The sequence below is a fragment of the Corynebacterium sp. LK2537 genome (genome assembly GCF_040946485.1).
Classification (GTDB): Bacteria; Actinomycetota; Actinomycetes; order Mycobacteriales; family Mycobacteriaceae; genus Corynebacterium.
Genome location: NZ_JAYWLQ010000001.1, coordinates 130,611 through 157,482, shown reverse-complemented (window position 1 = coordinate 157,482; position 26,872 = coordinate 130,611). Strand labels below are relative to the sequence as shown.

General features: G+C 68.0%; 23 protein-coding genes. All 23 read left to right on the top strand.

Annotated features, from left to right (window positions below; translation table 11 throughout):
- Nucleotides 1-12: 12 nt before the first annotated feature.
- The 23 genes from carB (at nt 13) to VVS03_RS00635 (ending at nt 26,837) form a co-directional block, all read left to right on the top strand.
- Nucleotides 13-3,357, top strand: coding sequence for a carbamoyl-phosphate synthase large subunit (carB, locus tag VVS03_RS00745; RefSeq protein ID WP_368533969.1), 3,345 nt, complete (start codon nt 13-15; stop codon nt 3,355-3,357).
- A complete protein-coding gene (gene pyrF, locus VVS03_RS00740; protein ID WP_368533970.1) occupies nt 3,338-4,207 on the top strand; it encodes an orotidine-5'-phosphate decarboxylase in 870 nt (289 codons plus the stop codon). The genes carB and pyrF overlap by 20 nt, the downstream gene beginning before the upstream one ends.
- A 239-nt stretch (nt 4,208-4,446) precedes the next feature.
- Nucleotides 4,447-4,767, top strand: coding sequence for an integration host factor, actinobacterial type (mihF, locus tag VVS03_RS00735; RefSeq protein WP_070768354.1), 321 nt, complete (start codon nt 4,447-4,449; stop codon nt 4,765-4,767).
- Between the two features lie 7 nt (nt 4,768-4,774).
- Nucleotides 4,775-5,344 (top strand): guanylate kinase, encoded by a 570-nt coding sequence (gmk, locus tag VVS03_RS00730; protein ID WP_368533971.1) that lies wholly within the window; start codon nt 4,775-4,777, stop codon nt 5,342-5,344.
- Between the two features lie 41 nt (nt 5,345-5,385).
- Nucleotides 5,386-5,688, top strand: coding sequence for a DNA-directed RNA polymerase subunit omega (gene rpoZ, locus VVS03_RS00725; RefSeq protein ID WP_070768356.1), 303 nt, complete (start codon nt 5,386-5,388; stop codon nt 5,686-5,688).
- Nucleotides 5,689-5,877: 189 nt separating this feature from the next.
- Nucleotides 5,878-7,107, top strand: coding sequence for a bifunctional phosphopantothenoylcysteine decarboxylase/phosphopantothenate--cysteine ligase CoaBC (gene coaBC / locus VVS03_RS00720; RefSeq protein WP_368534063.1), 1,230 nt, complete (start codon nt 5,878-5,880; stop codon nt 7,105-7,107).
- 122 nt (nt 7,108-7,229) lie between these two features.
- Nucleotides 7,230-8,459, top strand: a complete 1,230-nt coding sequence (gene metK, locus VVS03_RS00715) for a methionine adenosyltransferase (RefSeq protein ID WP_368533972.1) — start codon at nt 7,230-7,232, stop codon at nt 8,457-8,459.
- An 11-nt stretch (nt 8,460-8,470) separates the two neighbouring features.
- Complete coding sequence (locus VVS03_RS00710; RefSeq protein ID WP_368533973.1) at nt 8,471-10,504, top strand: primosomal protein N'; 2,034 nt, start codon at nt 8,471-8,473, stop codon at nt 10,502-10,504.
- 35 nt (nt 10,505-10,539) lie between these two features.
- Nucleotides 10,540-11,070 (top strand): peptide deformylase, encoded by a 531-nt coding sequence (gene def / locus VVS03_RS00705; RefSeq protein ID WP_368533974.1) that lies wholly within the window; start codon nt 10,540-10,542, stop codon nt 11,068-11,070.
- A 122-nt stretch (nt 11,071-11,192) separates the two neighbouring features.
- Nucleotides 11,193-12,164, top strand: a complete 972-nt coding sequence (fmt, locus tag VVS03_RS00700) for a methionyl-tRNA formyltransferase (protein WP_368533975.1) — start codon at nt 11,193-11,195, stop codon at nt 12,162-12,164.
- On the top strand, nt 12,161-13,786 hold the full coding sequence (locus VVS03_RS00695; RefSeq protein WP_368533976.1) for an RsmB/NOP family class I SAM-dependent RNA methyltransferase: 1,626 nt from the start codon (nt 12,161-12,163) through the stop codon (nt 13,784-13,786). Before fmt ends, VVS03_RS00695 begins: the two co-directional genes overlap by 4 nt.
- Nucleotides 13,787-13,796: 10 nt before the next feature.
- Nucleotides 13,797-14,474: a ribulose-phosphate 3-epimerase gene (rpe, locus tag VVS03_RS00690; RefSeq protein WP_368533977.1), complete on the top strand. Its 678-nt coding sequence runs from the start codon at nt 13,797-13,799 to the stop codon at nt 14,472-14,474.
- A 71-nt stretch (nt 14,475-14,545) separates the two neighbouring features.
- Complete coding sequence (gene ribD / locus VVS03_RS00685) at nt 14,546-15,598, top strand: bifunctional diaminohydroxyphosphoribosylaminopyrimidine deaminase/5-amino-6-(5-phosphoribosylamino)uracil reductase RibD (protein WP_368533978.1); 1,053 nt, start codon at nt 14,546-14,548, stop codon at nt 15,596-15,598.
- A 96-nt stretch (nt 15,599-15,694) separates the two neighbouring features.
- Entirely contained in the window at nt 15,695-16,339 is a 645-nt protein-coding gene (locus VVS03_RS00680) for a riboflavin synthase (RefSeq protein WP_368533979.1), read from the top strand.
- On the top strand, nt 16,329-17,615 hold the full coding sequence (locus VVS03_RS00675) for a bifunctional 3,4-dihydroxy-2-butanone-4-phosphate synthase/GTP cyclohydrolase II (RefSeq protein WP_368533980.1): 1,287 nt from the start codon (nt 16,329-16,331) through the stop codon (nt 17,613-17,615). Before VVS03_RS00680 ends, VVS03_RS00675 begins: the two co-directional genes overlap by 11 nt.
- Before the next feature lie 87 nt (nt 17,616-17,702).
- On the top strand, nt 17,703-18,224 hold the full coding sequence (ribH, locus tag VVS03_RS00670; protein WP_368533981.1) for a 6,7-dimethyl-8-ribityllumazine synthase: 522 nt from the start codon (nt 17,703-17,705) through the stop codon (nt 18,222-18,224).
- Entirely contained in the window at nt 18,224-18,763 is a 540-nt protein-coding gene (locus tag VVS03_RS00665) for a PH domain-containing protein (protein ID WP_368533982.1), read from the top strand. The genes ribH and VVS03_RS00665 overlap by 1 nt, the downstream gene beginning before the upstream one ends.
- 8 nt (nt 18,764-18,771) lie before the next feature.
- On the top strand, nt 18,772-20,838 hold the full coding sequence (gene uvrC, locus VVS03_RS00660; protein ID WP_368533983.1) for an excinuclease ABC subunit UvrC: 2,067 nt from the start codon (nt 18,772-18,774) through the stop codon (nt 20,836-20,838).
- 47 nt (nt 20,839-20,885) lie between these two features.
- The gene (rapZ, locus tag VVS03_RS00655) at nt 20,886-21,758 is read left to right on the top strand and encodes an RNase adapter RapZ (RefSeq protein WP_368533984.1); all 873 of its coding nucleotides are present in this window, start codon (nt 20,886-20,888) and stop codon (nt 21,756-21,758) included.
- A gap of 233 nt (nt 21,759-21,991) precedes the next feature.
- On the top strand, nt 21,992-22,975 hold the full coding sequence (gene yvcK / locus VVS03_RS00650) for a uridine diphosphate-N-acetylglucosamine-binding protein YvcK (protein WP_368519288.1): 984 nt from the start codon (nt 21,992-21,994) through the stop codon (nt 22,973-22,975).
- Nucleotides 22,976-23,093: 118 nt separating this feature from the next.
- Nucleotides 23,094-24,122 carry a DNA-binding protein WhiA gene (gene whiA, locus VVS03_RS00645; RefSeq protein ID WP_368533985.1) on the top strand — a complete coding sequence of 343 codons (1,029 nt, stop codon included), beginning with the start codon at nt 23,094-23,096 and terminating at the stop codon, nt 24,120-24,122.
- A 357-nt stretch (nt 24,123-24,479) separates the two neighbouring features.
- The gene (gene gap / locus VVS03_RS00640) at nt 24,480-25,487 is read left to right on the top strand and encodes a type I glyceraldehyde-3-phosphate dehydrogenase (RefSeq protein ID WP_368533986.1); all 1,008 of its coding nucleotides are present in this window, start codon (nt 24,480-24,482) and stop codon (nt 25,485-25,487) included.
- A gap of 132 nt (nt 25,488-25,619) precedes the next feature.
- Nucleotides 25,620-26,837: a phosphoglycerate kinase gene (locus VVS03_RS00635; protein ID WP_368533987.1), complete on the top strand. Its 1,218-nt coding sequence runs from the start codon at nt 25,620-25,622 to the stop codon at nt 26,835-26,837.
- Nucleotides 26,838-26,872: the final 35 nt, after the last annotated feature.

Below are 26,872 nucleotides of genomic sequence, written 5' to 3'. Positions count from 1 at the left end.
TGTAAAGAGACCATGCCTAAGCGCAACGATATTAACCACGTCCTGGTCATTGGCTCCGGACCCATCGTCATCGGCCAAGCCTGCGAGTTCGACTACTCCGGCACCCAGGCCTGCCGCGTTCTCAAGGAGGAAGGCCTGCGGGTAACCCTGGTCAACTCCAACCCGGCCACCATCATGACGGACCCGGAATTCGCCGACCACACCTACGTCGAGCCCATCGAGCCGGAGTTCATCGAGAAGATCTTCGTCAAGGAGATTGAGGAGGGCCACCGCATCGACGCCGTGCTGGCCACCCTGGGCGGCCAGACCGCCCTGAACGCCGCCATCCAGCTGGATCGCCTGGGCATCCTGGACAAGTACGACATCGAGCTCATCGGCGCCGACATCGACGCCATCGAGCGCGGCGAGGACCGCCAGAAGTTCAAGGACATCGTGGCCTCCGTCGGCGGCGAGTCCGCCCGCTCGGCGGTCTGCTACAACATGGACGAGGTCCACGCCACCGTCGAGAAGCTGGGCCTGCCCGTCGTCGTCCGCCCGTCGTTTACCATGGGCGGCCTAGGCTCCGGACTGGCCTTTAGCTACGAGGACCTGGATCGCATCGCCGGTGGCGGCCTGGCCGCCTCCCCGGAGGCCAACGTGCTCATCGAGGAGTCCATCCTCGGCTGGAAGGAATTCGAGCTCGAGCTCATGCGCGACGGCGACGACAACGTCGTGGTCATCGCCTCCATCGAAAACGTCGACGCCCTGGGCGTGCACACCGGCGACTCCGTGACCGTGGCCCCGGCGCTGACCCTGACCGACCGCGAGTACCAGAAGATGCGCGACCTGGGTATTTCCATCATCCGCGCCGTGGGCGTGGACACCGGCGGCTGCAACATCCAGTTCGCCGTCAACCCCGAGGACGGCCGCATCATCGTCATCGAGATGAACCCGCGCGTGTCCCGTTCCTCCGCGCTGGCGTCGAAGGCCACCGGCTTCCCGATCGCCAAGCTGGCCGCGAAGCTGGCCATCGGCTACACCCTGGACGAGGTCACCAACGACATCACCGGCGTGACCCCGGCGGCCTTCGAGCCGACCCTGGACTACGTCATCGTCAAGGCCCCGCGCTTTGCCTTCGAGAAGTTCCCGGGCGCCGACGACACCCTGACCACCACCATGAAGTCCGTGGGCGAGGCCATGGGTATTGGCCGCAACTACATCGCCGGCCTGAACAAGGTCATGCGCTCGCTGGAGAACAAGCCCGCGGGCTTCTGGACCACCGACGATGAGTTCTTCGCGGGCGAGCGCGCCACGGACAAGGAGGCCGTCCTGGAGGACCTGCGCACCCCGACCGAAGGCCGCATGTACGACGCCGAGCTGGCCCTGCGCCTGGGCGCTACCGTCGACGAGGTCCACGAGGCCTCCGGCATCGACCCGTGGTTCCTGGCCGAGCTGCAGGCGCTGGTCAGCTTCCGCACCAAGCTGCTGGAGGCCCCGGTCCTGGACGCCGACCTGCTGCGCGAGGCCAAGTACCTGGGCCTGTCCGATGCCCAGATTGCCGCGCTGCGTACCGAGTTCGCCGGTGAGGATGGCGTGCGTTCCCTGCGCTGGTCGCTGGGGATCCGCCCGGTTTACAAGACCGTGGATACCTGCGCCGGCGAGTTCGAGGCCCAGACCCCGTACCACTACTCGGCCTACGAGCTGGACCCGGACGCCGAGTCCGAGGTGGCCGAGCAGCGCGAGCGTGAGAAGGTCATCATCTTGGGCTCCGGCCCGAACCGGATCGGCCAGGGCATCGAGTTCGACTACTCCTGCGTGCACGCCGCGCTGGAGCTGTCGCGCCAGGGTTACGAGACCGTCATGGTCAACTGCAACCCGGAGACCGTCTCCACGGACTACGACACCGCTGATCGCCTCTACTTCGAGCCGCTGACCTTCGAGGACGTCATGGAGATCTACCACGCCGAGTCCGTCTCCGGCACCGTCGCCGGTGTTATCGTTCAGCTCGGCGGACAGACCCCGCTGGGTCTGGCCGAGCGCCTGGCCGAGGCCGGGGTGCCGGTCGTGGGTACCACCCCGGAGGCCATCAACCTGGCCGAGGACCGCGGTGAATTCGGCAAGGTGCTGGCCGCCGCCGAGCTGCCGGCCCCGGAGTTCGGCACCGCCACCAGCTTCGCGGAGGCCCGCGAGGTCGCCGCCAACATCGGCTACCCGGTGCTGGTGCGCCCGTCCTACGTGCTGGGTGGGCGCGGCATGGAGATCGTCTACGACGAGCCCTCCCTGGAGTCCTACATCGAACGCGCCACCGAGCTCAGCGAGGACCACCCGGTGCTGGTGGACCGCTTCCTGGACTCGGCCATCGAGATTGACGTCGACGCCCTGTGCGACGGCGAGGAGGTCTACCTGGGCGGCGTCATGGAGCACATCGAGGAAGCCGGTATCCACTCCGGCGACTCCTCTTGCTCGCTGCCGCCGATGACCCTGGGGCCGCAAGACATCGAGAAGGTCCGCGTATCGACCCGCAAGCTCGCCGAGGGCATCGGGGTCAAGGGCCTGATGAACGTCCAGTACGCGCTCAAGGACGACGTGCTCTACATCATCGAGGCCAACCCGCGCGCCTCCCGCACGGTCCCGTTCGTGTCCAAGGCGACTGGCGTGCAGCTGGCGAAGGCCGCCGCCCGCATCATGATGGGCGCGACCATCGCCGACCTGCGCGCCGAGGGCATGCTGCCGGAAAGCTATGACGGCGGCGCGCTGCCGATGGAGCACCCACTGGCGGTCAAGGAAGCAGTCTTGCCTTTCAACCGCTTCCGCCGCCCGGACGGTTCCATGCTGGACACCCTGCTCTCTCCGGAGATGAAGTCCACCGGTGAGGTCATGGGCCTGGCCGACAACTTCGGCGCCGCCTACTTCAAGGCGGAGACCGCCGGCTTTGCCAAGCTGCCGAAGGAAGGCTCGGTCTTCGTCTCCGTGGCCAACCGCGACAAGCGCACGCTCATCTTCCCGATCCACCGCCTGTCGACGATGGGGTACAAGATCCTGGCCACCGCCGGGACCGCCTCCATCCTGCGCCGCAACGGCATCGAGTGCGAATCCGTGCTCAAGTCCTCGGACATCCGCGGCGGGGCAGAGGGCAAGTCGATCGTGGACCGCATCCTGGACGGCGAGGTCGACCTCATCATCAACACCCCGGCCGGTTCCTCCGGCTCCCGCCACGACGGCTACGAGATCCGCGCCGCCGCCGTCGAGGTGGACGTGCCGCTGATTAACACCGTCCAGGGCGTGACCGCCGGAGTCCAGGCGCTCGAGGCGCAGCGCCAGGGCAACTTCGAGGTACGCGCCCTGCAGGAGCTCAAGCATGCCCCAGTCAACAACTAGTCAGCAGCAGCCCGGGAGTACCACGCCGGGCTTCGGCGAGCGGCTGGTCGCGGCCGGCCAGGAGCGCGGCCGGCTGTGCGTCGGCATCGACCCGCACCCGTACCTGCTCGAGCAGTGGGGGCTGGGCGTGGACGCCGCCGGCGTGCGCGAATTCAGCCGCCGCTGCGTGGAGGCCTTCGCGCCGGTGGCCGCACTCGTCAAGCCCCAGGTGGCGTTCTACGAGCGCTTCGGCTCCGCGGGCCTGGCGGCCCTGGAAGAGACCCTGGCCGACCTGCGGGATGCCGGCTGCTTGAGCGTGGCGGATGCCAAGCGCGGCGATATCGGATCCACCATGGCCGGCTACGCCGACGCCTGGATGGGCGAGGACTCGCCCTTGCGGGCCGACGCGGTCACCCTGAGCCCCTACCTGGGCGTGGGCGCCCTGGGGCCGGCCTTCGCGGCCGCGCGGGCGACTGGTCGCGGCATCTTCGTGCTGGCGGCTACCTCCAACCCGGAGGCCCGCCGCCTGCAGGGATTCCAGGAGCCGGGCACCTCCCGCACCGTGGCCCAGTCGGTGGTGGATGCCTGCGCCGAGCGCAACGCGGAAACCCGCCCCGGCCAGGTCGGGGATATCGGCGTGGTGGTCGGGGCAACCCTGGACACGCCGCCAGAGTTGGACCAGCTCAATGGGCCGGTCTTGCTGCCGGGCGTGGGCGCCCAGGGCGCCGGTCCCAACGAGGTCCGCGCGATCGTGGCCGGGCGCAGCGAACTGGGCTTCGCGAACGTCTCGCGCGCCATCCTGGAGCGCGTCCCGAAGGTGGATGACCTGCGCAAAGCCGTGGAAACGGTAGCCGCGGACTTCCGGGATTAGCGCGCGCCTCGGGCCGATTATCGGCCCCGGGCCTAACCTGGTATTTTAGTAACCGCACCTCGATGACGTGCTGAAACGGTGCGCGACACCAAGCCCGGTAACGGCATCGATTTACTAGCAGTGCTAGGATTGCCAGAAGTCGGAGCGCGTGCCTGCGTGTAATGCGCTGGTACAGGCTCCGGAATCTGGTATTCATGTACTGGACGTCAAAATCAATCTAACGAATCGGAGGAAACCCTGTGGCCCTTCCAAAGTTGACCGATGAGCAGCGTAAGGAAGCCCTCGCTAAGGCTGCTGAGGCCCGCAAGGCTCGCGCTGAGCTGAAGGCTGATCTGAAGCGCGGCGCTACCAACCTGAAGGAAGTACTGGACAAGGCAGAAAGCGACGAGATCATTGGCAAGACCAAGGTCTCCGCTCTCCTGGAAGCACTGCCGAAGGTGGGCAAGGTCAAGGCTAAGGAAATCATGGAAGACCTGGAGATTGCTCAGACCCGCCGCCTGCGCGGCCTGGGTGAGCGCCAGCGTCGCGCCCTGCTGGAGCGCTTCGGCTACTCCTCCTAAGTCCGTCATGTCTGGTGCAACCAAACGCGGGCGGCTAGTGGTACTGGCTGGGCCGTCCGCAGTGGGTAAATCCACGGTGGTTTCGCGCCTACGCACCGGAGTGGACGGGCTGTACTTCAGCGTGTCCATGACGACGCGCCAACCCCGTCCTGGTGAGCAAGACGGGGTTGACTATTTCTTCGTCACCCCGGAGCAGTTCCAAGAACGTATCGACTCCGGCGAGATGCTCGAGTGGGCAGAGATCCACGGCGGGCTCCAGCGGTCGGGTACGCCAGCGCAGCCCGTCAAGGACGCGATGGCCGAAGGCCGGCCGGTCTTGGTCGAAGTTGATCTGGCCGGTGCCCGCGCCGTCAAGCAGGCGCTGCCCGAGGCACAGCTGGTCTTCCTGGCGCCCCCGTCGTGGGATATCCTGGTAGACCGCCTGACCGGCCGGGGTACGGAACCGCAGGACGTGATCGAGCGTAGGCTGGAAACCGCGCGGCAGGAGCTAGCAGCCCAAGACGAGTTCGACCACGTGGTGGTCAACGAGGACTTGGAAGAGGCGGTCGCCGCCATCAGTGCTATCCTGCAAGGTTAGAGTCAGTATTCAAGTATCCGCAATTCAACGAAAAGGTGCATGTGACTAACGTGACCACCAATGACACCGCTGAGGCAGTAAAGGCCGAGCCGGTTTTCGACGCCCCCGAGGGCATCACCGCTCCGCCGATCGATGAGCTGCTGGACAAGGTATCTTCCAAGTACGCCCTGGTGATTTTCGCCGCCAAGCGTGCTCGCCAGATCAACAGCTACTACCAGAACCACGGTGATAGCGTGTTCGAGTTCGTCGGCCCGCTGGTCACCCCGGAAGCCGGCGAAAAGCCGCTGTCCATCGCCCTGCGTGAGATCGACGCGGGCCTGCTGGACCACGAGGAAGGCAACTAAGCCACTCGCGTTCCCCGCAGCACACCTCCCGGACTGGGCATCCCGCCCCGCCGGGAGGTTTTTGTGTGCCCAGGGCACGAGACAACGCCGGGGGAGTGGGCCGGGTGCGTACAATGAGGTGCTGTGACTGAGCAGAACGGACAAGAGCAGCAAGCAGCGCCCCAGCCGGCGGCAGGTACTCCCCGCATCCTGGTGGGAGTGGCCGGGGGCATCGCCGCCTACAAGGCCTGCCACCTCGTGCGCGACCTGAAGGAAAACGGCGCGGACGTGCGGGTCATCCCGACCCCGAACGCGCTGAAATTCGTGGGCGCCGCGACTTTCGAGGCCCTGTCCGGCCACCCGGTGGACACCTCGGTTTTCACGGCCGTCGACGAGGTGCAACACGTCGCACTCGGGCAGCAGGCCGACGCCATCGTCATCGCCCCGGCCACCGCGGATCTGATCGCCCGCCTGGCCGCCGGGCGCGCCGACGATCTGCTCACCGCGTCCGTTTTGGTAGCGACCTGCCCGGTGATCGTGGCGCCCGCCATGCACACGGAGATGTGGAACAACCCGGCTACCCAGGACAACGTGGCCACCCTGCGCCGCCGCGGCATGACCGTGCTCTACCCGGCGCACGGCCGGCTCACCGGCGCCGACTCGGGTGCCGGCCGCCTGCTGGAGCCCGCGCAGATCGCCGAGCTGACCCGCACGACCCTGGCCGGCTACGCGCCACGTGCCGACTGGCAGGGGATGAAGGTGGTTATCTCCGCCGGCGGCACGCAGGAAGACCTCGACCCGGTGCGCTACCTGGGCAACCGTTCCTCCGGGCGCCAGGGTTTTGCCCTGGCCGAGCTGGCCAGCCAGCGCGGCGCCGAGGTCGTCTTGGTCGCCGGCAACGTAGAGGACCTGCCGGTCCCGGCCGGTGCCCGCGTGGTGCAGGTGACCTCGACGCGGGACATGCTGGGGGCCATGCTGGCCGAGTCCGCGGACGCCGACGTGGTCATCATGTCCGCGGCCGTGGCCGACTACCGCCCGGCCACCGTGGCCGAATCCAAGATGAAAAAGGGCGCGGATGACGCTAACCTGTCCCGCCTCGAGCTGGTGGAAAACCCAGACATCCTGAAGACGCTGGTTGACAAGCGAGCCGCCGGCGAGCTGCCGGCCCACCAGGTGCTGGTCGGCTTCGCGGCGGAGACCGGCGACGAAAACCACACCGCCGTGGAGCTGGCGCAGGCCAAGCTGGAGCGCAAGGGCTGTGACGTCCTCATGGCCAACGAGGTCGGCCGTGGCAAGGTTTTTGGTCAGCTAGACAACCAGGGCTGGTTGCTAACCCCCGGCGCCGAGCCCGAGATAGTCGAGCGTGGGACGAAACAGGTCGTCGCGGCGCAGATCTTGGCCACGGTCGACCGGGTTAGGGCCGCCGCGAATGAGGCGTGAGCTGAGTAACCCGTAGACAGACTAGGTTGCCCTTATAGACTGCTTGGTCTATGGTGGGGGATTGTTAAAGCTTGATGCGTCAGTCGAGCTGGAGAATGTAGTTCGTAGAAAAGGATAAATACGTGTCAGAAAACGCCGCCCCGGCGACCCGCCTATTTACCAGCGAGTCTGTAACCGAAGGTCACCCAGACAAGATCTGCGATGCCATTTCCGACGCCATTTTGGACGCCATGCTGGATGGGGATCCGCATGCGCGCGTAGCCGTTGAAACCCTGGTCACCACCGGCCAGGTCCACGTGGTCGGGGAGGTGCGCACCTCCACTTACGTCGAAATCCCGCAGCTGGTGCGCTCGACCCTGACTGAGATCGGCTTTACTTCCTCTGACGTCGGCTTCGACGGGAATACCTGCGGCGTCAACGTCGCCATCGGTGAGCAGTCCGCCGAAATCGGCGCCGGCGTTGACTCGTCCACCGAGGTCCGCTCCGGTGACGAATTCGAGGCCGACGACCAGGCCGGCGCCGGCGACCAGGGCCTGATGTTCGGTTACGCCACCAACGAAACCGACGAGTACATGCCGCTGCCCATCGCCCTGGCCCACCGCCTAGCCCGCCGCCTGACCCAGGTCCGCAAGGAGGACATCGTCGACCACCTGCGCCCAGACGGCAAGACCCAGGTCACCTTCGCTTACGACGACGCCGGGAACCCGAAGCACCTGGACACCATCGTTATCTCCACCCAGCACGACGAGGAGATCACCCAGGAGCAGCTGGCCGAGCAGCTGCGCACCCACGTGGTGGAGTGGGTCATCAAGGACGCCGGCCTGGCCCATTTCTACGACTCGGAGCGCACCACGCTGCTGGTCAACCCGTCCGGCTCGTTCATCCTGGGCGGACCGATGGGGGATGCCGGTTTGACCGGCCGCAAGATCATCGTCGACACCTACGGCGGCATGGCCCGCCACGGCGGGGGCGCCTTCTCCGGTAAGGATCCGTCGAAGGTCGACCGCTCGGCGGCCTACGCCATGCGCTGGGTGGCCAAGAATATCGTCGCGGCCGGTCTGGCCGACAAGGCCGAGGTGCAGGTGGCCTACGCCATCGGCCGCGCCAAGCCCGTGGGCCTGTACGTGGAGACCTTCGGCACCGCCCACGGCGAGCTGACCGATGCCGCCATCCAGGCTGCTGTTAACGAGGTCTTCGACCTGCGTCCGGCCGCCATCATCCGCGACCTTGACCTGCTGCGGCCCATCTACCGGCAGACGGCCGCCTACGGTCACTTCGGGCGCACGGATGTTGACCTGCCCTGGGAGTCGACCGAACGGGCCGCCGCCCTGCGCGCTGCAGCCGGGCTGTAGAATCGGGGCCTATGCCTCCCAAGACACCCGCTGCCACCAAACCGGTGGCGCGGGTGTTGCCTTTATTGGGCATCTCCCACTTGGACCGCGGCTTCGACTACTACGTCAGCGAGGCCGACTCGGCGGCCGCGCAGCCCGGGGTGCGCGTGCGCATCCGTTTCGCCGGCCGCCTGTGCGATGCCCTCGTGCTCAGCCGCGAGCCGAGCCCGGAGTTTAGCGGCGAGCTGCGGTTTATCGAACGGGTCATCTCGGATTTCGTGGTCTACCCGCCGCAGCTGGCCGCGCTGGTCGAATCCCTCGCCGACCGCTACGGCGGGGTGCGCTCTGACATCATCCGCTCGGCCCTGCCGCCGCGGCACGCCAAGGCCGAAGAGGCGGACTTCTCCACGCCCTGGGAGGAGCTCGGTTCCACCACGGAACCGGACCTGTCCGACTGGGCCGGCTACGTCCACGGGCAGTCTTTCGTTGACTACGTCTTAAGCGGCAACCCCGCCCGCGCGGCCTGGCAGATGGCGCCCGGTAACGAGTGGCACCGCCCCTTGGCGGCCTTGAGCGCCAAGGTCGCCATCGACGGCGGGGCCGTGCTGCTGGTCGTGCCCACCCAGCGCCAGCTCGACGAGCTGGAAGATAGCCTGCGCGACTACGTCTCCGCCAAGCAGATCTCCGTGCTGTCCAACAGCCTGGGCCCGCAGGCGCGCTACCGGCGTTTCCTCTCCGCGGTCCAGGGGCAAGCCCGGATCGTGCTGGGTACCCGCTCGGCCGCGTTCGCCCCGGTGAAGGGGCTGCGCCTGGCGGTCGTGGTCGACGACGGCAACGACAACCTGGTCGACAACGTCAAGCCCTACGTCCACGCCCGCGAGGTTTTGAGCACCCGCGCCGCCCAGGAGTCCGCCTCTCTTATTGTCGCCGGGTTTTCCCGCACCGCGGAGGCCCAGCTGCTAGTCGAGTCCGGGTGGATGCACGATCTCGTGCCGGCTCCGGCCACCCTGCGCGCCCGGATGCCCGCGGTGCTGCCCGTCGGCACCTACGGCATCGACCTATCCCGCAACACGGAGGGCGGGACCACCCGGCTGCAGGGCCCGGCCTTCCAGGCGATGGCCCGCGCGCTGGACCGCGGCGAGCCCGTCCTGGTGCAGTCCCCGCGGGCCGGCTACATGCCGATCCTGGCCTGCGGGAATTGCCGCGCGCCGGCCCGCTGCCGCCACTGCAACGGGCCCATCGGCCTGCCGCCGGAGGAAGGTCCCGGCGCCGCGGGGCAGGCCTCCGCTCCGACCTGCCGCTGGTGCGGGCGGATAGCCGCCCATCACCGCTGCAGCGAGTGCGGCTCGCCGCGGCTGCGCGCCATCGTGCTGGGGCAGGAGCGCACGGCCGAGGAATTCGGCCGCGCCTTCCCCTCGGTACGCGTCAAGGTCTCCGGCGGCAACCGCGTCATCGAGGACATCGAAGACGCCGCGCAGCTGGTGGTCGCGACCCCCGGGGCGGAGCCACCCGTGCGTGGCGGCGCCTATGGGGCGGTCATCTTGATGGACACGGGCGCGCTGCTCAACCGCCAGGACCTGCGTGCCGGCGAGGATACCTTGGCCAAATGGGCCCGGGCCGCCCGCCTGGCCGCCCCGGCCGGCCAAGGCGGCGAGGTCATCGTCGCCGCCGAGCCGGACCTGCCGCTGGTGCGGTATTTGGCCGAATGGGACTTCGCGGCCGCCGCGCACGCGGAGCTGTCCAGCCGGCGCGAGGTGCGCTTCCCGCCGGCGGTGCACATGGCCGCCATCGACGGCCCGGACGCGGCGTTGGACGGCTTCCTGGAGCTAGCGGAGCTGCCCGCCAACGCGGAAATCCTCGGCCCGGTGCCGCTCCCGCCGGGGCTGAAGCTGCCCGGCGACTACGACGAACAGCGCCTCGGCCCGCCCCAGCGGGTCCTCGTGCGCACCCCGCTGGGTCCGCGCTCCGAGCTCGGCCGCGCTTTGCGGCAGGCGAACGCGGCGCGCACTTCCCGCAAAGACGACGCGCCCCTGCGCATTCAGGTAGATCCGATCCATATCGGCTAAGACGGCGCGCCAGCCGTCAGAAAGGGACAACGACCATGACATTGCGACCGATTCGCCTCTTCGGCGATCCCGTGCTCAACACCGCCGCGGACGCGGTGACCTCCTTCGGCCCGGGGCTGCGCACGCTGGCCCGGGACATGCTCGAAACCATGGACGATGCCGGCGGCGTCGGGCTGTCGGCCAACCAGGTGGGTGTGACCCAGCGGGTCTTCGTCTACGACTGCCCGGACGGCAGCGCGCGCCGCCGCGGTGTGCTGGTCAATCCCGCCTGGGCCCCGGTGGCCCACGGCACCGACGGGGAAGCCGCGCCCCTGGTGCCCGGGCGCGAAGGCTGCCTGTCCATCCCCGGGGTGCCCGGCACCGTGCCGCGCCACGAGCGGGTGGTAGTCCGCGGCTTCGACGAGTGGGGCCGGCCGGTATCTCTGCTCGCCGGCGGGCTCTTAGCGCGCTGCATCCAGCACGAGTCCGATCACCTCGACGGGGTGCTGTTCCTGGCGCACCTGAGCACCGAGGACCGCCGGGAGGCAATGGCGGCCATTCGCTCCGCGGACTGGTTTAACCGCTAGGAGGTACCAGTCCGTATCATGAGGGAGACAACGCTGAACGCAAAGGTTAACCGGGTCTCCCGGTCAGCCCGCGGGAAGCGGGGAGCGAGAGGTCAATTGGGAAGGACGAGGGCCTAACCGTCATGCGAATTGTTTTTGCCGGGACACCAGAGCCGGCCGTGGTTGCTTTAGAAAAGCTCATCGCATCCGAGCACGAGGTCGTAGCCGTCATCACGCGGCCGGACGCGCGCCGTGGGCGCGGGCGGAGCCTGCACCCCAGCCCGGTCAAGGCCTGCGCGGAAAGCCACGGCATTGAGGTACTCACGCCGACGACCCTGAAGCCGGGCACCGAGGACGGCCAGGAGCTGCGCCGCCGGCTCATCGAGCTGGCGCCCGCGGCCATCCCGGTCGTGGCTTACGGCAACCTGATCACCCCGGATCTGCTGGGCGTGGCCCCGCATGGCTGGGTCAACCTGCACTTTTCTCTCCTGCCCGCCTGGCGCGGCGCGGCGCCGGTCCAGGCCGCCATCGCCGCCGGGGACGACATCACGGGGGCGACCACCTTCCGGATCGACGAGGGCCTGGATACCGGCGAGATCCTCGGCACCGTCACGGAGGAGATCCAACCCACCGACACCGCCGACGATCTGCTGACCCGGCTGGCCTATACCGGCGGCGACCTGCTGGTCGCCACGATGGACCTGTTGGACAGCGGCGAGGCCGCGCCGCGCGCCCAGGAGGGGGAGGCGACCTACGCCGCCAAGATCTCCAAGGACGATGCCTGCATCCGCTGGCAGGACCCGGCCTTTGCCATCGACCGCACCGTGCGCGCCCACACCCCGGCCCCGGGCGCGTGGACGCTGTGGGGCGACAAGCGCGTCAAGCTGGGGCCGTTGACGCCCGTCCGCCTGGAGGGTGAGGCCCACCCGGACAGTGACGCGCTGAAACAGCTGCAGCCGGGCGAGCTGCACGTGTTTAAGGACGCCGTCTTCGTCGGCACCGGCAGCGACGTGGTGCAGCTGGGCAACATCCAGCCGCCAGGCAAGAAGATGATGGAGGCCGCGGCCTGGGCCCGGGGCCTGAACCAGAACGATGGAAAGGTGGTCTTCGAATGAGTGGTGGTTTCCGTTCCCGCTCGAAGTCGGGGGACAAGCCGAAGGACAAGCCCGCCCAGGGAGCCGGCCAGAGTCGCGACGGCAACGGCCGCGGACGTAACGGTCGCGGCGGCGGTCGCAATTCCCGCGGTGGGAAGAACTTCCGCGACAACCGCGATAACCGCGGCCACCGGCAGGAACGCGGCGGCGCCAACGCCGGCTCGTCCCGTCGTCCCGGGCGGGCCAGCAGCGGGCAGCGCCTGAACGAGCGCGCGCAGGCGGCTTCCCTGGCGCAGGCGGCGAAGCAGGCCGGCCTGGACCTGCCGCGCGCGGTGGCGCTGGAGACCCTGCAGCGCGTGCACCAGGAGGGCGCTTTCGCCAACCTCATCCTGCCGCGCACGTTGCGGGAGCAGAAGCTTAGCGGCCGCGACGCCGCCTTTGCCACCGAAATCGCCTACGGCACCCTGCGCGCCGAGGGCGTGGTGGACGCGGTCATCGCGCGGTGCTCGAGCCGCGAGCTGTCGGCGATTGCGCCGGCCGTGCTCGACGCCCTGCGCATGGGTGTCTACCAGGTGCTCTACACCAGGGTCGAGGACCACGCCGCAGTGGATACCACCGTGCGTCTGGTCGAGGCGGCAGGGGAGACCAAGGCCAAGGGCTTTGCCAACGGCATCATGCGCGCGGTCACCCGCCGCAGCCGCGAGGACTGGATCAACCTGCTGGCCCCGGACGACGAGGTCGCCCGCCTGGCCTTCGAGCACGCCCACCCCGAGTGGATCGCCCGATCCTTCGCCCGCGTGGTCGGCCGCGAGGAGCTGCCGGCCGCGCTGGCCGCGGACTCCGAGCGCCCCATGGTGCACCTGGTGGCGCGCCCCGGCGAAATCACCACCGAAGAACTTGCGCTGATGACCGGCTGCGAGCAGGGGCGCTACTCGCCCTATGCGGTCTACTTGGAACACGGCGACCCGGCGGACCTGGAGCCGGTGAAGGAGCGCATGGCCGCCGTCCAGGACGAGGGTTCCCAGCTCATCGCCCGTGCCGTCGTCGAGGCCGAGGTCAGCGGCGAGGATCACGGCCGCTGGCTGGACCTGTGCGCCGGCCCGGGCGGCAAGGCGGCGCTGATGGGCGCGCTCGCGCGCATCGAGGGCGCGAAGGTGGACGCCGTCGAGGTCAGCGAGCACCGCGCCAAGCTCATCGACCGCACCGCCGGGGACCTGCCGGTGCGGGTCCACGTGGCCGACGGCCGCGATCCGGGCCTTGAACCCGGCTACGACCGCGTGCTCGTGGACGCGCCGTGCTCTGGGCTGGGCGCCCTGCGCCGCCGCCCGGAGGCCCGCTGGCGCAAGGAGGAGGCCGACCTGGCAGAGCTCAGCCGCCTGCAGTTCGAGCTGCTGCGCTCCGGGTTGGAGCTGCTCCGCCCGGGCGGCATCCTCATCTACTCGACGTGCTCGCCGGAACTGCGCGAGACCCGCTCAATCGTGGACAAGGCCGTCGCGCAGCTGGGCGCCGTGGAAGAAGACGCGCACGCGCTCCTGCCGGAGGCAATGACCGACGTGGGCGAGGAGAAGTCCGTCCAGATGTGGCCGCACCGGCACGGTACGGACGCGATGTTCTTCGCGGCCCTGCGCCGGAAGGATACGTAGGATAGTAGACATGTCAGCACCGATCATTTCGCCGTCCATCCTGGCCGCGGATTTCTCCCGGCTCGGCCAGCAGATCTCCGCCATCTCCAACGCGGACTGGATCCACGTCGACATCATGGACGGCCACTTCGTCCCCAACCTCTCCTTTGGCCCGGGCATTACCTCCACGGTCAACGGCCTGACCGACCAGCACCTGGACGTGCACCTGATGATCGAGCACCCAGAGAAATGGGCGCAGACCTATATCGAGGCCGGCGCCGACTGCGTCATCTTCCACGTCGAGGCCATGGAGAGCGCGGCCGCCGTGGTCGAGCTGGCCCGCGACCTGCGTAGCCAGGGGGTTATGGCCGGCATTTCCATCAAGCCGGACACGCCCATCGAGCCCTGGCTGGAGATCTTGGAGGATATCGACCTGGTCCTAGTCATGAGCGTCGAACCCGGCTTCGGTGGCCAGAAGTTCATGCCGGAGATGTTGGACAAGGCCCGGGCCCTGCGTGCGGCGATCGACGAGCGCAGCCTGAAGACCCTCATCGAGATCGACGGTGGCATCGACGCCACGACCATCACACAGGCCGCGGCCGCCGGGGTGGATGCCTTCGTGGCCGGCTCAGCCGTCTTCAAGCACGCCGACCCAGGCCGGGCCGTCGACGAACTGCGCTCGGCCGCCACCCAAGCCACCGCCTCTTAACAACCGCCACCTACCGCGCGCACAGCCGCCGGGCTGGGCCGAGGAAGCCAGAATCTTTGGAAAGGAATCGCATGCCAGAAGGACTCGCAGCGGGCATCGAGCGCGCCATGGAACGAGCAATCGAATTAGGCGCCGGCGTGCGGGGGACGACCAGCCCGAACCCGCCGGTGGGCGCGGTCGTGCTCGGCGCGAACGGCGAAATCGTCGGCGAGGGAGCCACGCAGCCGGCCGGCAGTGACCACGCGGAGGTCGTGGCCTTGCGCGCGGCGGGCGAGGCCGCGGCCGGCAGCACCGTGGTCGTGACCCTGGAGCCGTGCAACCACACCGGGCGCACCGGCCCGTGCGCGAAGGCGCTTATCGATGCCCAGGTGGCGCGCGTTATCTACCTGCACGCGGATCCCACCGGCGCGGCCGGCGGCGCCGAGGCCCTGCGCCAGCATGGCATCGAGGTCGAAAAGCGGGACGTGCCGCCCGCCCTGCGCACCCGGGACGCTGTCATCCCGTGGCTGACCGCGGTGCGCCTGAAGCGTCCGCACGTGACCGTGAAATTCGCCCAGACCCTGGACGGGTACACCGCCGCGGCCGACGGGACCAGCCAGTGGATCACCGGCACCGCCGCCCGCGAGTACGCCCACCGCGACCGCGCCCACCGCGACGCGATCGTGGTCGGCACCGGCACGGCTCTCGCGGATAACCCCTCGCTGACCGCGCGGCGGGCCGACGGCAGCCTCTATGAGCACCAGCCGCGGCGCGTGGTCATCGGCAAGCGCGATCTGCGCGCCGCGGGCCCGGCGTCGACCAACCTCCGGGAGCTGGGTTATACCCAGTACGGCGATCTCGAAGAAGCCATGGAGGAGATGTACGACGACGGGGTGCGCGACGTGCTCGTCGAGGGCGGGGCCGGGCTGGCCAGCGCCCTGTTCTACGGCGGCTACGTGGACGCCATCAACGCCTATATCTCGCCGGTGCTGCTGGGCGAGGGGCTCGGCATCCTGGCCCACCCGCTGGCCGACACCCTGGCGGGCGCCCCGCGCTTCCACCACCTGGGTACCCGCCAGCTGGGCGAAGACGTCCTGGTGGAATACGTCACCAGCGACGCGGCGTTGGAGAGCATGAAGCTCTAGCACAACTGAATACCTTTTAGAACGAACGAAGACGCAGACGCAGTGAGCGCCGCCGAATACGGCGGCGGTCAACCGCGAAGGAGATACGCACCAGAAGTGTTTACCGGCTTGATTGAAGAGACTGGGGCAGTGGAGTCCCTCGAGCAGCTGGGGGATTCCATCCGGCTGTGGGTTCGCGCCCCGCACGTGGTCCAGGACGCGGGCCTGGGGGATTCGATCGCCGTCAACGGCGTGTGCCTGACCGTGGCGGAGCTCAACGCGGAGCGGACCGGGTTTGCCGCGGACGTGATGCAGGAATCCCTGAACCGCAGCGCGCTGGGCCAGCTCGGCGTTGGCGACCGGGTGAACCTGGAGCGGGCCTTGGCGGCCTCGGCGCGGCTAGGCGGCCATATCGTCCAAGGCCACGTCGACGGCACGAGCCGGCTTATCGAGCGCACGCCCTCGGAACACTGGGAGGTATTGCGCTTCGAACTGCCGGAGCAGCTGGCGCGCTACGTGGTGGAGAAGGGCTCCATCGCCATCGACGGCACCTCGCTGACCGTCAGCGCCCGCGGCGAGGACTGGTTCGAGGTCTCGCTCATCCCGGTGACCCTACGGGATACCACCCACGGCGACCTAAAGCCTGGCGACGTAGTGAACCTGGAGGTCGATATCCTGGCGAAATACGTGGAAAATATGCTGGCCTACCCGAAGGCCGGCGGCGCTGTCGACCCGACTAAGGTTGAGCACTATGAGCGTTGAGGAGCAGCAGACCGCCGCGGGTAGCGTGCGGCTGGATTCGGTGGAGACCGCCATCGCGGAGATCGCGGCCGGCAAGCCCGTCGTCGTGGTCGATAACGAGGACCGAGAAAACGAGGGCGATCTAATCTTCGCCGCCGAGCTGGCCACCCCGGAGCTGGTCGCTTTCATGGTGCGCTATTCCTCCGGCTATATCTGCGCCCCGCTGCTGCCGGCCGACTGCGCCCGGCTGAATCTGCCGCCCATGGTCGCGCGCAACGAGGACGTGCGCGGCACCGCCTACACCGTGACCGTCGACGCCGCCACCGGCACCACGGGCATCTCCGCCACCTCCCGCGCCGAGACCATCCGCCGCCTGGCGGATCCGGAATCCACCACGCAGAACTTCACCCGCCCCGGCCACGTGGTACCGCTGGCCGCCCGCCCGGGCGGGGTGCTGGAGCGCGAGGGCCACACGGAGGCCTCGGTCGACCTGGCCCGCCTGGCGGGCCTGCGCCCGGCCGGCGTGCTGTGCGAGATCGTCTCCGAGGAGGATCCGACGGACATGGCGCGCTCGCCGGAGCTGCGCCGCTTCGCCGACGCGCACGGCCTGGCGATGATCTCCATCGAGCAGCTCATCCAGTGGCGCCGCCGCCACGAGTCCCAGGTCGAGCGCGTCGTGGACACCCAGCTGCCCACCGACTACGGCCGCTTTACCGCCATTGGCTACCGCCACGCGGTGGACGGCCAGGAGCACGTGGCTCTTATCGCCGGCGACCCGGAGCAGCTGCGCGGTGCGGAAAACGTCACCGTGCGCGTCCACTCGGAGTGCCTGACCGGGGACGTCTTCTCCTCCCGGCGCTGCGACTGCGGCCAGCAGCTGCACCGCTCGCTGGAGATTATCCAGGGCGCCGGCAGCGGCGTGGTCATCTACCTGCGCGGCCACGAGGGCCGCGGCATCGGCTTGCTCCACAAGCTGCAGGCCTACCAGCTCCAGGACCAGGGCTTGGATACCGTGGACGCGAACCTGGAGCAGGGCCTGCCGGAAGACGCCCGCGAGTATTCCGTGGCGGGGCAGATCCTGCGGGATTTGGGCATCGTTTCGGCCCGCCTGCTGACCAACAACCCGCACAAGGGGCAGGGCCTGGCCGGCTTCGGCGTCGACGTGAGCGAGCACCAGCCGCTGGAGGTCACGCCGAACGCGGAAAACATCAAATACCTGCGCACCAAGCGCGACCGGATGGGGCACCACCTGCCGCAGGTCGCCGCCTGGGACGCCGAGCACGGCGTGAGCAACTAGGCCGAAACGGCAGCCGGAGAAGGGCCGAAAACCTCCGGTAAAAGCACCACCGACAGGAAACACCACCGACCGGAAAGAGGTACCGAAATGAGTAAGGAAGGCTTGTCGGCGATCGACTCGGTCGATGCGCGCGGGATTTCCGTAGCCGTTGTCACTGCCACCTGGAACGCGGATATCTGCGACCAGCTGCACGCCGAGGCGCTGGCGGCCGCCGCGCGCAACGGCGCCCACGCCGAGGGCTTCCGCGTCGTCGGGGCCCTGGAGATCCCCGTGGCTGTGCAGGCCGCGGCGCGGCGCTTCGACGCCGTGGTGGCGCTCGGCTGCGTCATCCGCGGCGGCACCCCGCACTTCGACTACGTCTGCGACTCCGTCACCCAGGGGTTGACGCGGATCGCGCTGGATGAATCCACCCCGGTGGCCAACGGCATCCTCACCGTCAACGACCACGACCAAGCCGTCGATCGGGCGGGCTTTGCCGGCTCCGCCGAGAACAAGGGATCCGAAGCCATGGTGGCGGCGCTTGACACCGTTGTGAAGCTGCGGGCGATTAACCAATCCGGTAGCGCGGACGTAGACTATGAGGGCGCAGACAAAGGAGTGGAGCACTGATGACTGACAGCACTGGCAAGCCAGCGAAGCCACAACTGTCCGAAGAGGAGTTGCTGGCCTATACCCGCATCGATCCCTTCGCCCAGACCAGCAACAAGCCGTGGGAGCTCGAGGTCAAGTCCCCGTACCTGCGCAAGCTGGCGGTCATCGTCGTCATCGTGGTCATGGCAATCCACATCTTCATGGGCCTGACCCTGGACATCGAATTCACGGGCGCGACCGTGACCACCATTGACAAATTCGCCTTCCCCGGCGTGGGCGTGCTGCTATCCATCCTGTTCTGGCTCATCCTGACCCGCCCGCGCGTGCGGGCCAACGAGGACGGGGTAGAGATCCGCAACATCGTGGGCACCCGCTTCTACCCGTGGGCGGTCATCTACGGACTGTCCTTCCCCGAGGGCGCGCGCATGGCTCGCCTCGAGCTGCCGGAATTCGAATACGTACCGATGTGGGCCCTGCAGGCCGGTGACAAGTCCACCATCATGGACTCCGTCAACGAATTCCGCGCCCTAGAAGCCCGCTACATGCCGCAGGATTAGGCGCCGCCGTGGCTGATCCAACTACCTATCGGCCGGCCCCCGGAACCATCCCCACGGAACCGGGGGTTTATAAGTTCCGAGACGAAAACCGGCGCGTCGTCTACGTCGGCAAGGCCAAAAACCTGCGCGCCCGCCTGTCCAACTACTTCCAGGACATCACCCAGCTGCACCCGCGTACGCGCCAGATGGTGCTGACCGCGGCGTCGGTCGAATGGACCGTGGTGGCCAGCGAGGTGGAGGCCCTCCAGCTCGAATACACCTGGATTAAGCGCTTCGACCCGCGGTTCAACGTCATGTACCGCGACGACAAGACCTACCCGATGCTCGCGGTATCGGTGGGCGAGCGCTTCCCCCGCGCGTTTTTCTACCGCGGTCCGCGGCGCAAGGGCGTGCGCTATTTCGGGCCCTACTCGCACGCCTGGGCCGTGCGCGAGACCCTGGACTTGCTCACCCGCGTGTTTCCCATGCGCACCTGCACCAAGGGCGTGTTCAACCGCCACGAGGCGCTCGGCCGGCCCTGCCTGCTGGGCTATATCGGCAAGTGCGATGCCCCGTGCATCGGCCGCGTCAGCGAGGACGAGCACCGCGCTACGGTTAAGCGCTTGGTCTCCTTCATGAACGGCAACACCGCCCCGGTGACCCGCCAGCTCACCCAGGAGATGGAAGAGGCCTCGGCCAACCTGGAATTCGAGCGGGCCGCGCGCCTGCGGGACGACCTGGGCGCCATCAACAAGATCATGGAGCAGCAGTCCGTCGTCTTCGGCGACGGTACGGACGCCGATCTCATCGCCTTCCACACCGACGAGCTCGAGGCCGCGGTGCAGATCTTCCACGTGCGCGACGGGCGCATCCGTGGCCAGCGCGGCTGGGTCGTGGAGAAGGTCGGCGACCAGGCTAGTACCGAGACCGTCGCCGAGGGGGAAGAGGACCCGGCGCTGCCGGCGCTCATCCAGAACTTCCTCATCCAGTTCTATTCCGACGCCGTGGAACGCGAAAAGCAGGAGGCCGCCGAGGACGCGGCCATCGACCTGGGAGTGCCGCGGCGCGGCGTCGACCAGGAATCCCACGCGAAGTCCCGCACGGTCAAGGTGGTCCCGCCGGAGATTCTGGTCCAACGCCTGCCGGCCGAGGACGCGGAGGTCAAGCAGCTGCTGGAAAAGCTGCGCGGGGCCCGGGTGGATCTGCGCGTGCCGCAGCGCGGGGACAAGCGCGCCCTGATGGAGACGGTCGCGCGCAACGCCAAGGATGCCCTGCGCCAGCACAAGCTCAAGCGCGTGGGCGATCTGACCGCCCGTTCCGCGGCGCTGCAGGACATCCAGGAAGCCCTCGGCATGGAGCAAGCGCCCCTGCGCATCGAGTGCACGGATATCTCCCACATCCAGGGCACCGACGTGGTGGCCTCCCTCGTGGTCTTCGAGGACGGACTGCCGCGGAAGTCGGACTACCGGCGTTACCGCATCAAGGAGGCCGCCGGCGACGGCCGCTCCGACGACGTCGGCTCGATCGCGGAGGTCACCCGCCGCCGCTTCAAGCGCCACCACGTCGACAAGCTGGCCAACCCGGACGAGGAATCGGAGGAGCAGACCTTCTCCGACGAGCAGGTCGTGGAGGAAGCCGCGGAGGCCGGGCGGCGTTTCGCCTACCCGCCACAGCTGTTCATCGTCGACGGCGGCGCGCCCCAGGTGGCCGCGGCCCAGGAGGCCTTCGACGAGCTGGGCATCAACGACGTGGTGCTCGTGGGGCTGGCGAAGCGCCTGGAGGAAATCTGGGTGCCGGGCGACGACGAGCCGGTGATCCTGCCGCGAAACTCGCAGGCACTCTACCTGCTCCAGCAGATCCGCGACGAGGCCCACCGCTTTGCGATTACCTACCACCGCCAGCAACGCTCGGCGCGGATGCGCTCGTCGGTGCTGGACTCCATCCCGGGGCTCGGGCCGCAACGGCGCAAGGACCTGGTCAAGCATTTCGGTTCCGTCAAGAAGCTCAAGCAGGCCTCCGTCGAGGAAATCGCCGAGGTCAAGGGCTTCGGCCCGAAGCTGGCCCAGACCGTCTTCGACGGGCTGCAGGCCCGCTAAGAATCCTGACGGGCCGGGATCGGCCGCGAACCAGATAGAATGGCCCCATGGCACAATTTGTCACCCCTCCCATCCTGCTGACCGGCATGTCCGGCGGCGGGCTTAGCTCGGCGGCCAAGGTCCTGGAAGACAAGGGCTACTTCGTCGCGCACAACCTGCCCCCGGTGCTCATCGTGGAGCTGCTGGAGCTGTGCGCCCAGGACGACTCGCCCGTCGACAAGGTCGCCGTCGTCACCGACGTGCGCAGCCGGATGTTCCCGGGTTCCTTGCTGGAGACCTTCGACCAGCTGCGCGAGCGAGACATGCAGCCCACCGTGCTGTTTATGGATGCCCGGGACGACGTGCTGATCCGGCGCTTCGACTCCGTCCGGCGCACCCACCCGCTGCAGGGCGAGGACACGCTGAAGATCGGCATCCGGCGAGAGCGCGAGGCCATCGCGAGCGTGCGCGCCCGCGCCGATATCATCCTGGACACCACGAACCTGTCGGTCCACGATCTGCGCCGCGCCATCGAGGCCTCCTTCGGGCCGCTGGGCAGCCAGAAGCAGCACGTGACCGTCGAGTCCTTCGGCTTCAAGCACGGCTCGCCGCGTGACGCGGACCTAGTCGTCGACGTGCGTTTCCTCCCGAACCCGTACTGGGTCCACGAGCTGCGGCCCTACCGCGGTACGGATGCGCCGGTGGCTGATTACGTGCTCTCCCAACCGAGCGCGGAGGAGTTCATCGACCGTTTCATGGCGATGTTGGATTCCATGCTGGCCGGCTACCACCACGAGGGCAAGAACTTCATCACGGTCGGCGTCGGCTGCACCGGCGGGCACCACCGCTCCGTAGCCGTGGCCGAGGAGATCGCCCACCGGCTCGGTGAGAAGGGCAAGGTCGACGTGAGCGTCCTGCACAGAGATATCGAGCGGGACTAGGAAAACTAGCCCGCCCCGGATAACGAAAATTTAAAGGAACTGAATACACCCACAACGAACCAGGGCGATAAACGCCCGCAGCGTCGGTGGACAAACGCGGCGGATGGGTCTGGCACAGGCACGGACTGTGCGCAGCCCGCTGCTTAGTCCCGTGCCCGAGGCCTTGAGAACCAAGGCCTGAGGCAGCGGCCACCGGCGACGAGACCATAGAAAGGCGGCAGGGATCTCTTCCGATGTCTAATCCCTTCCACGTAGCCTGCCTGGGCGGCGGGCACGGCTTGTACCAAACTTTGCTCGCGGCGCAGGAGACCGGCGCCACGAAGGTGACCGCTATCGTGACCGTGGCGGACGACGGCGGCTCCTCCGGGCGCCTGCGCCGCGAGCTGGCGATCATACCGCCGGGGGATCTGCGCATGGCGCTGGCGGCGCTGTCCGACGGCGAGGACGAGGGGCGCTTCTGGGCGACCACGCTCCAGCACCGTTTCGGCGGGCACGGGGCGCTGGCCGGGCACGCGCTGGGCAACCTGCTCATCGCGGGGCTGACCGAGATTTTGGGCGATAGCCAGGCCGCCCTCGACAAGGTCGCGGAGCTGACGGAGTCGCACGGCCGGGTCCTGCCGGTGGTCAACGAGCCGCTGGAGATCGAGGCCGAGGTCGCGGGCCTCGACGAGGACCCGCGGGTGGTGCGCTCGGTCCGCGGCCAGGTGGCCGTGGCCTCGACGCCGGGCCAGGTCCGCCGCGTGCGGATCATCCCCGAGGACGCAAAGGTCAACGACTTGGTGTTGGAAGCCATCGGCCAGGCCGACCTCATCACGCTGGGGCCGGGCTCGTGGTTTTCCTCCGTGCTGCCGCACGTGGTCATCCCGCGCCTGATGGAGGCCATCAGCGCCGCCGATGCCCTGCGCGTGGTGGTGCTCAACCTGTCCGCGGAGCCGGGGGAGACCCAAGGCTTTTCCGCGGAGCGCCACCTCCACGTCCTGGCTCAGCACGCCCCGGGCCTGCGGATCGACAAGATCTTGGTGGAGGAGAAGATCCTCACCGCGCCCAGCGAGCGGGAGTACCTGCAGCGCGCGGCCCGCGCCCTAGGCGCCACGGTCGAATATGCGGATCTCTGCCGGCTGGACGATAATGGGCAGCCCACCAGCGTCCACGATCCGGATAAGCTGTCCGCTGCGCTTTCCCGGATGCATTCCGCCTTCCTCGAGGCCGGGCGCTAGAATAGGCAATCTGTTTCAATATTTTTCATCTCTATTTCGATTACCTGACGACAACCGGTGTGGTGCTGCGGGCCGGAAGCTGGCACCGCAGGATAGAAAGGGCAGGAAGGCATAAAAGATGACTCTTACCGACGCGGTGAAAAAAGAGTTAACGGCGGTGCACGCCACCCGCACTAGCGCGCGGGCAGCAGAGCTGGCGGCCATCTTGCGTTTCGCCGGCGAGCTGACCGTCTCGGGCAGCTCCATGATGTACGAGGTGCAGCTGCCCGACCAGGACACAGCCGACCGGGTCATCACGGCCCTGGACGAGCTCTACGGGATCAAGGTGGGCAGCCACGTGGTGGGCCCGACCGCCGCCCAGGCCCACAAGCGGGCCCGCATCCACATCCGCATCACCGACGGCACCCCCGACCTGGTTCGCCGCCTGGGCCTTATCACCCGCTCCGGGCACCCGGTGGTGGGCCTGCCGCCGCAGGTGATTTCCGGCTCTATCGCCGACAACGAGGCAGCCTGGCGCGGCGCTTTCCTGGCCGCCGGCTCCCTGACCGAGCCGGGCCGATCCTCCTCGCTCGAGGTCGTCTGCCCGTGCCAGGAGGCCGCCCTGGCCCTGGTCGGCTGCGCGCGGCGCCTGGGGCTGTCCGTCAAGACCAAGGAGACCCGGGGTGCTGACCGCGTGGTCGTGCGCGACGGCGACGCCATCGGCGCGCTGCTGACCCGTATGGGCGCGCAGGTCACCCGCCTGAAGTGGGAGAAGAAGCGCCTGCGCAACGAGGTCCGCATGAGCGGGGAACGCCTGCAGAACTTCGACGACGCCAACCTGCGCCGCTCGGCCCGCGCGGCCGTGACGGCGGCCGCCCGCGTGGAGCGCGCCATGGAGATCCTGGGCGACGACGTGCCGGAGCACCTGGCGGATGCCGGCCAGCTGCGCGTACAGCACCGCGAAGCCTCCCTGGAGGAGCTCGGCCGCCTGGCCGATCCGCCGATGACCAAGGACGCGGTGGCCGGCCGCATCCGCCGCCTGCTGTCCATGGCGGACAAGCGGGCCGAGGAGCTGGGCATCCCGTCGACAAGCGAAGCAGTCACCGAGGACCTCTTCGACGCAGACGGCGCCGGGCACGGCGAGCACCAGGCCGACGGCGAGAACTAAGCCCGGCGTAGCGCGACCAGGGGAGTGGTTTAACCCGCCCCGCCCGCGGTCCTGTGCCCAGAATCACGTCCGCTATCTTGCCTTCGCGCGTATGCAGACTGAATCGGGCACCGGGCGTCTACCTGCGGGTATGTTCGCTATTTTGTGGCCGTGTCCAGGAATATCAGTCACCGGGTGTGGGATTATGTCTGGTTTTGTTGATTTGCTTTCCGTAACCCGTGCGCGCTAGCGCGAGCGTCGGTAGTATCGGTCTTGTTGGAAGTTGTCGAGGAAAAGCCAAGCTACCTCACGTAGCCCTCGGTGAGTTCCACCAGACGTAAAACCTTACGTACATCCAATTTTCTAGGAGAACATCAAGTGACTATCCGCGTAGGCATCAACGGCTTCGGGCGCATTGGCCGCAACTTCTTCCGCGCAGTTGTCGAAGGCGAGCACGACCTGGAGATCGTCGCGGTCAACGACCTGACCGACAACCAGACCCTGGCAAACCTGCTGAAGTACGACTCCGTCCTGGGACGCTTCCCGGGCGAAATCACCTACGACGACGAGTCCATCACCGTCGATGGCAAGCGCGTGGTCGTCACCGAGGAGAAGGATCCGAAGGACCTCAACTGGGGTGAGCACGGCGTGGACATCGTCATCGAGTCCACCGGCAAGTTCCGCACCGGCGAGAGCGCCCGCGCTCACATCGAGTCCGGCGCCAAGAAGGTCATCATCTCCGCCCCGGGCAAGGAGGTCGACGCGACCTTCGTCTACGGCGTCAACTCCGAGGAGTACGACCCGGCTAACCACCACATCATCTCCGCCGCGTCCTGCACCACCAACTGCCTGGCTCCGATGGCCAAGGTCCTGGACGAGAAGTTCGGTATCGAAAACGGCCTGATGACCACCATCCACGCCTACACCGGCGACCAGCGCCTGCAGGACGCTCCGCACAAGGACCTGCGCCGCGCCCGCGCCGCTGCCGTCAACATGGTTCCGACCTCCACCGGCGCCGCCAAGGCCGTGGCTAAGGTCCTGCCGAACCTGGAGGGCAAGCTGGACGGCTACGCCATGCGCGTGCCGATCATCACCGGCTCCGCTACCGACCTGACCTTCACCGCCTCCCGCGACGTCACCGTCGAGGAAGTCAACGCCGCCATCAAGGAAGCGTCCACCGGCGAGTTCGCTGACGTCCTGGGCTACACCGAGGATCCGCTGGTCTCCACCGACATCGTCACCGACGGCCACGGCTGCATCTTCGACTCCGGCATGACCAAGGTCTCCAACGGCAACCTGGTCAAGGTTCTCGGCTGGTACGACAACGAGTGGGGCTACACCGCCCAGCTGCTGCGCCTGACCGACCAGGTGGCAGCCAACCTCTAAGAAACTGTTTCTCTAAGAACTAGTTTTCTGTGACACCGACCCAGCGCAGGCCCAGCCCATCTGACGGCGCCGCCCGCGTTGGGTCGGTATTGTTTTAGGTGCATCAACTTTCGCCAAAGGAGTAGAAAAACTATGGCTTTCAAGACGCTAGACGAACTGCTGTCCGAGGGCGTGGAGTCCCGCCACGTGCTCGTGCGCTCCGACTTCAACGTCCCCCTGGATGACGAGGGCAATATCACGGACCCGGGCCGTATTACCGCTTCGCTGCCGACCATCCGCGCGCTGGTCGACGGCGGCGCCAAGGTCATCCTGACCGCCCACCTGGGCCGCCCGAAGGGCGAGGTTAACCCGAAGTACTCCCTGGCTCCGGTCGCGGAAGCCCTGTCCGAGGCTCTGGGCCAGTACGTCGCCCTGGCCGGCGATGTCTGCGGCGAGGACGCGCACGAGCGAGCCAACGGCCTGAACGACGGCGACGTCGTCCTGCTGGAAAACGTCCGCTTCGACCCGCGCGAGACCTCCAAGGATGAGGCCGAGCGCGAGGCCTTCGCCGGCGAGCTGGCCGCCCTGGCCGCTGACAATGGCGCTTTCGTCTCCGACGGCTTCGGTGTGGTCCACCGCGCCCAGGCGTCGGTCTACGACGTCGCCAAGAAGCTGCCGGCTTACGCCGGCAAGCTGGTCCAGAAGGAGCTGGACGTGCTCTCCACCGTGGCGAAGGAGCCGGAGCACCCCTACGTCGTCGTCCTGGGCGGCGCGAAGGTCTCCGACAAGCTCGGCGTCATCGAAGCGCTGGCCGGCAAGGCCGACAAGATCATCATCGGCGGCGGTATGTGCTACACCCTGCTGGCGGCCAAGGGCTACAACGTCCAGAAGTCCCTGCTGCAGGAGGACCAGATCGACAACTGCCGCGACCTGCTCGAGCGCTTCGGCGACAAGATCGTCCTGCCGGTCGACCTGGTTTCCGCCACCGAGTTCGCAGCCGACGCTGAGCACGAGACCACCTCCGTCTCCGAGATCCCGGAGGGCTGGATGTCCCTGGACATCGGCCCGAAGACCGTCCAGGAGTTCGCCTCCGTGCTGGCCGAGTCCAAGACCGTGTTCTGGAACGGCCCGATGGGTGTCTTCGAGATGGAGGCTTTCTCCCGCGGCACCGCCGGCGTGGCCCAGGCCATCATCGACGCCACCAAGGCCAACGGCTCCTTCACCGTGGTCGGCGGCGGCGACTCCGCCGCCTCCGTGCGGGCGCTGGGCCTGGACGAGGACGGCTTCAGCCACATCTCCACCGGCGGCGGCGCCTCCCTGGAGTTCCTGGAAGGCAAGGAGCTGCCGGGCGTTTCCGTCCTCGAAGCCTAGCTCTCGCACGCACCGCGTATCTTCGCGGGCAGCCT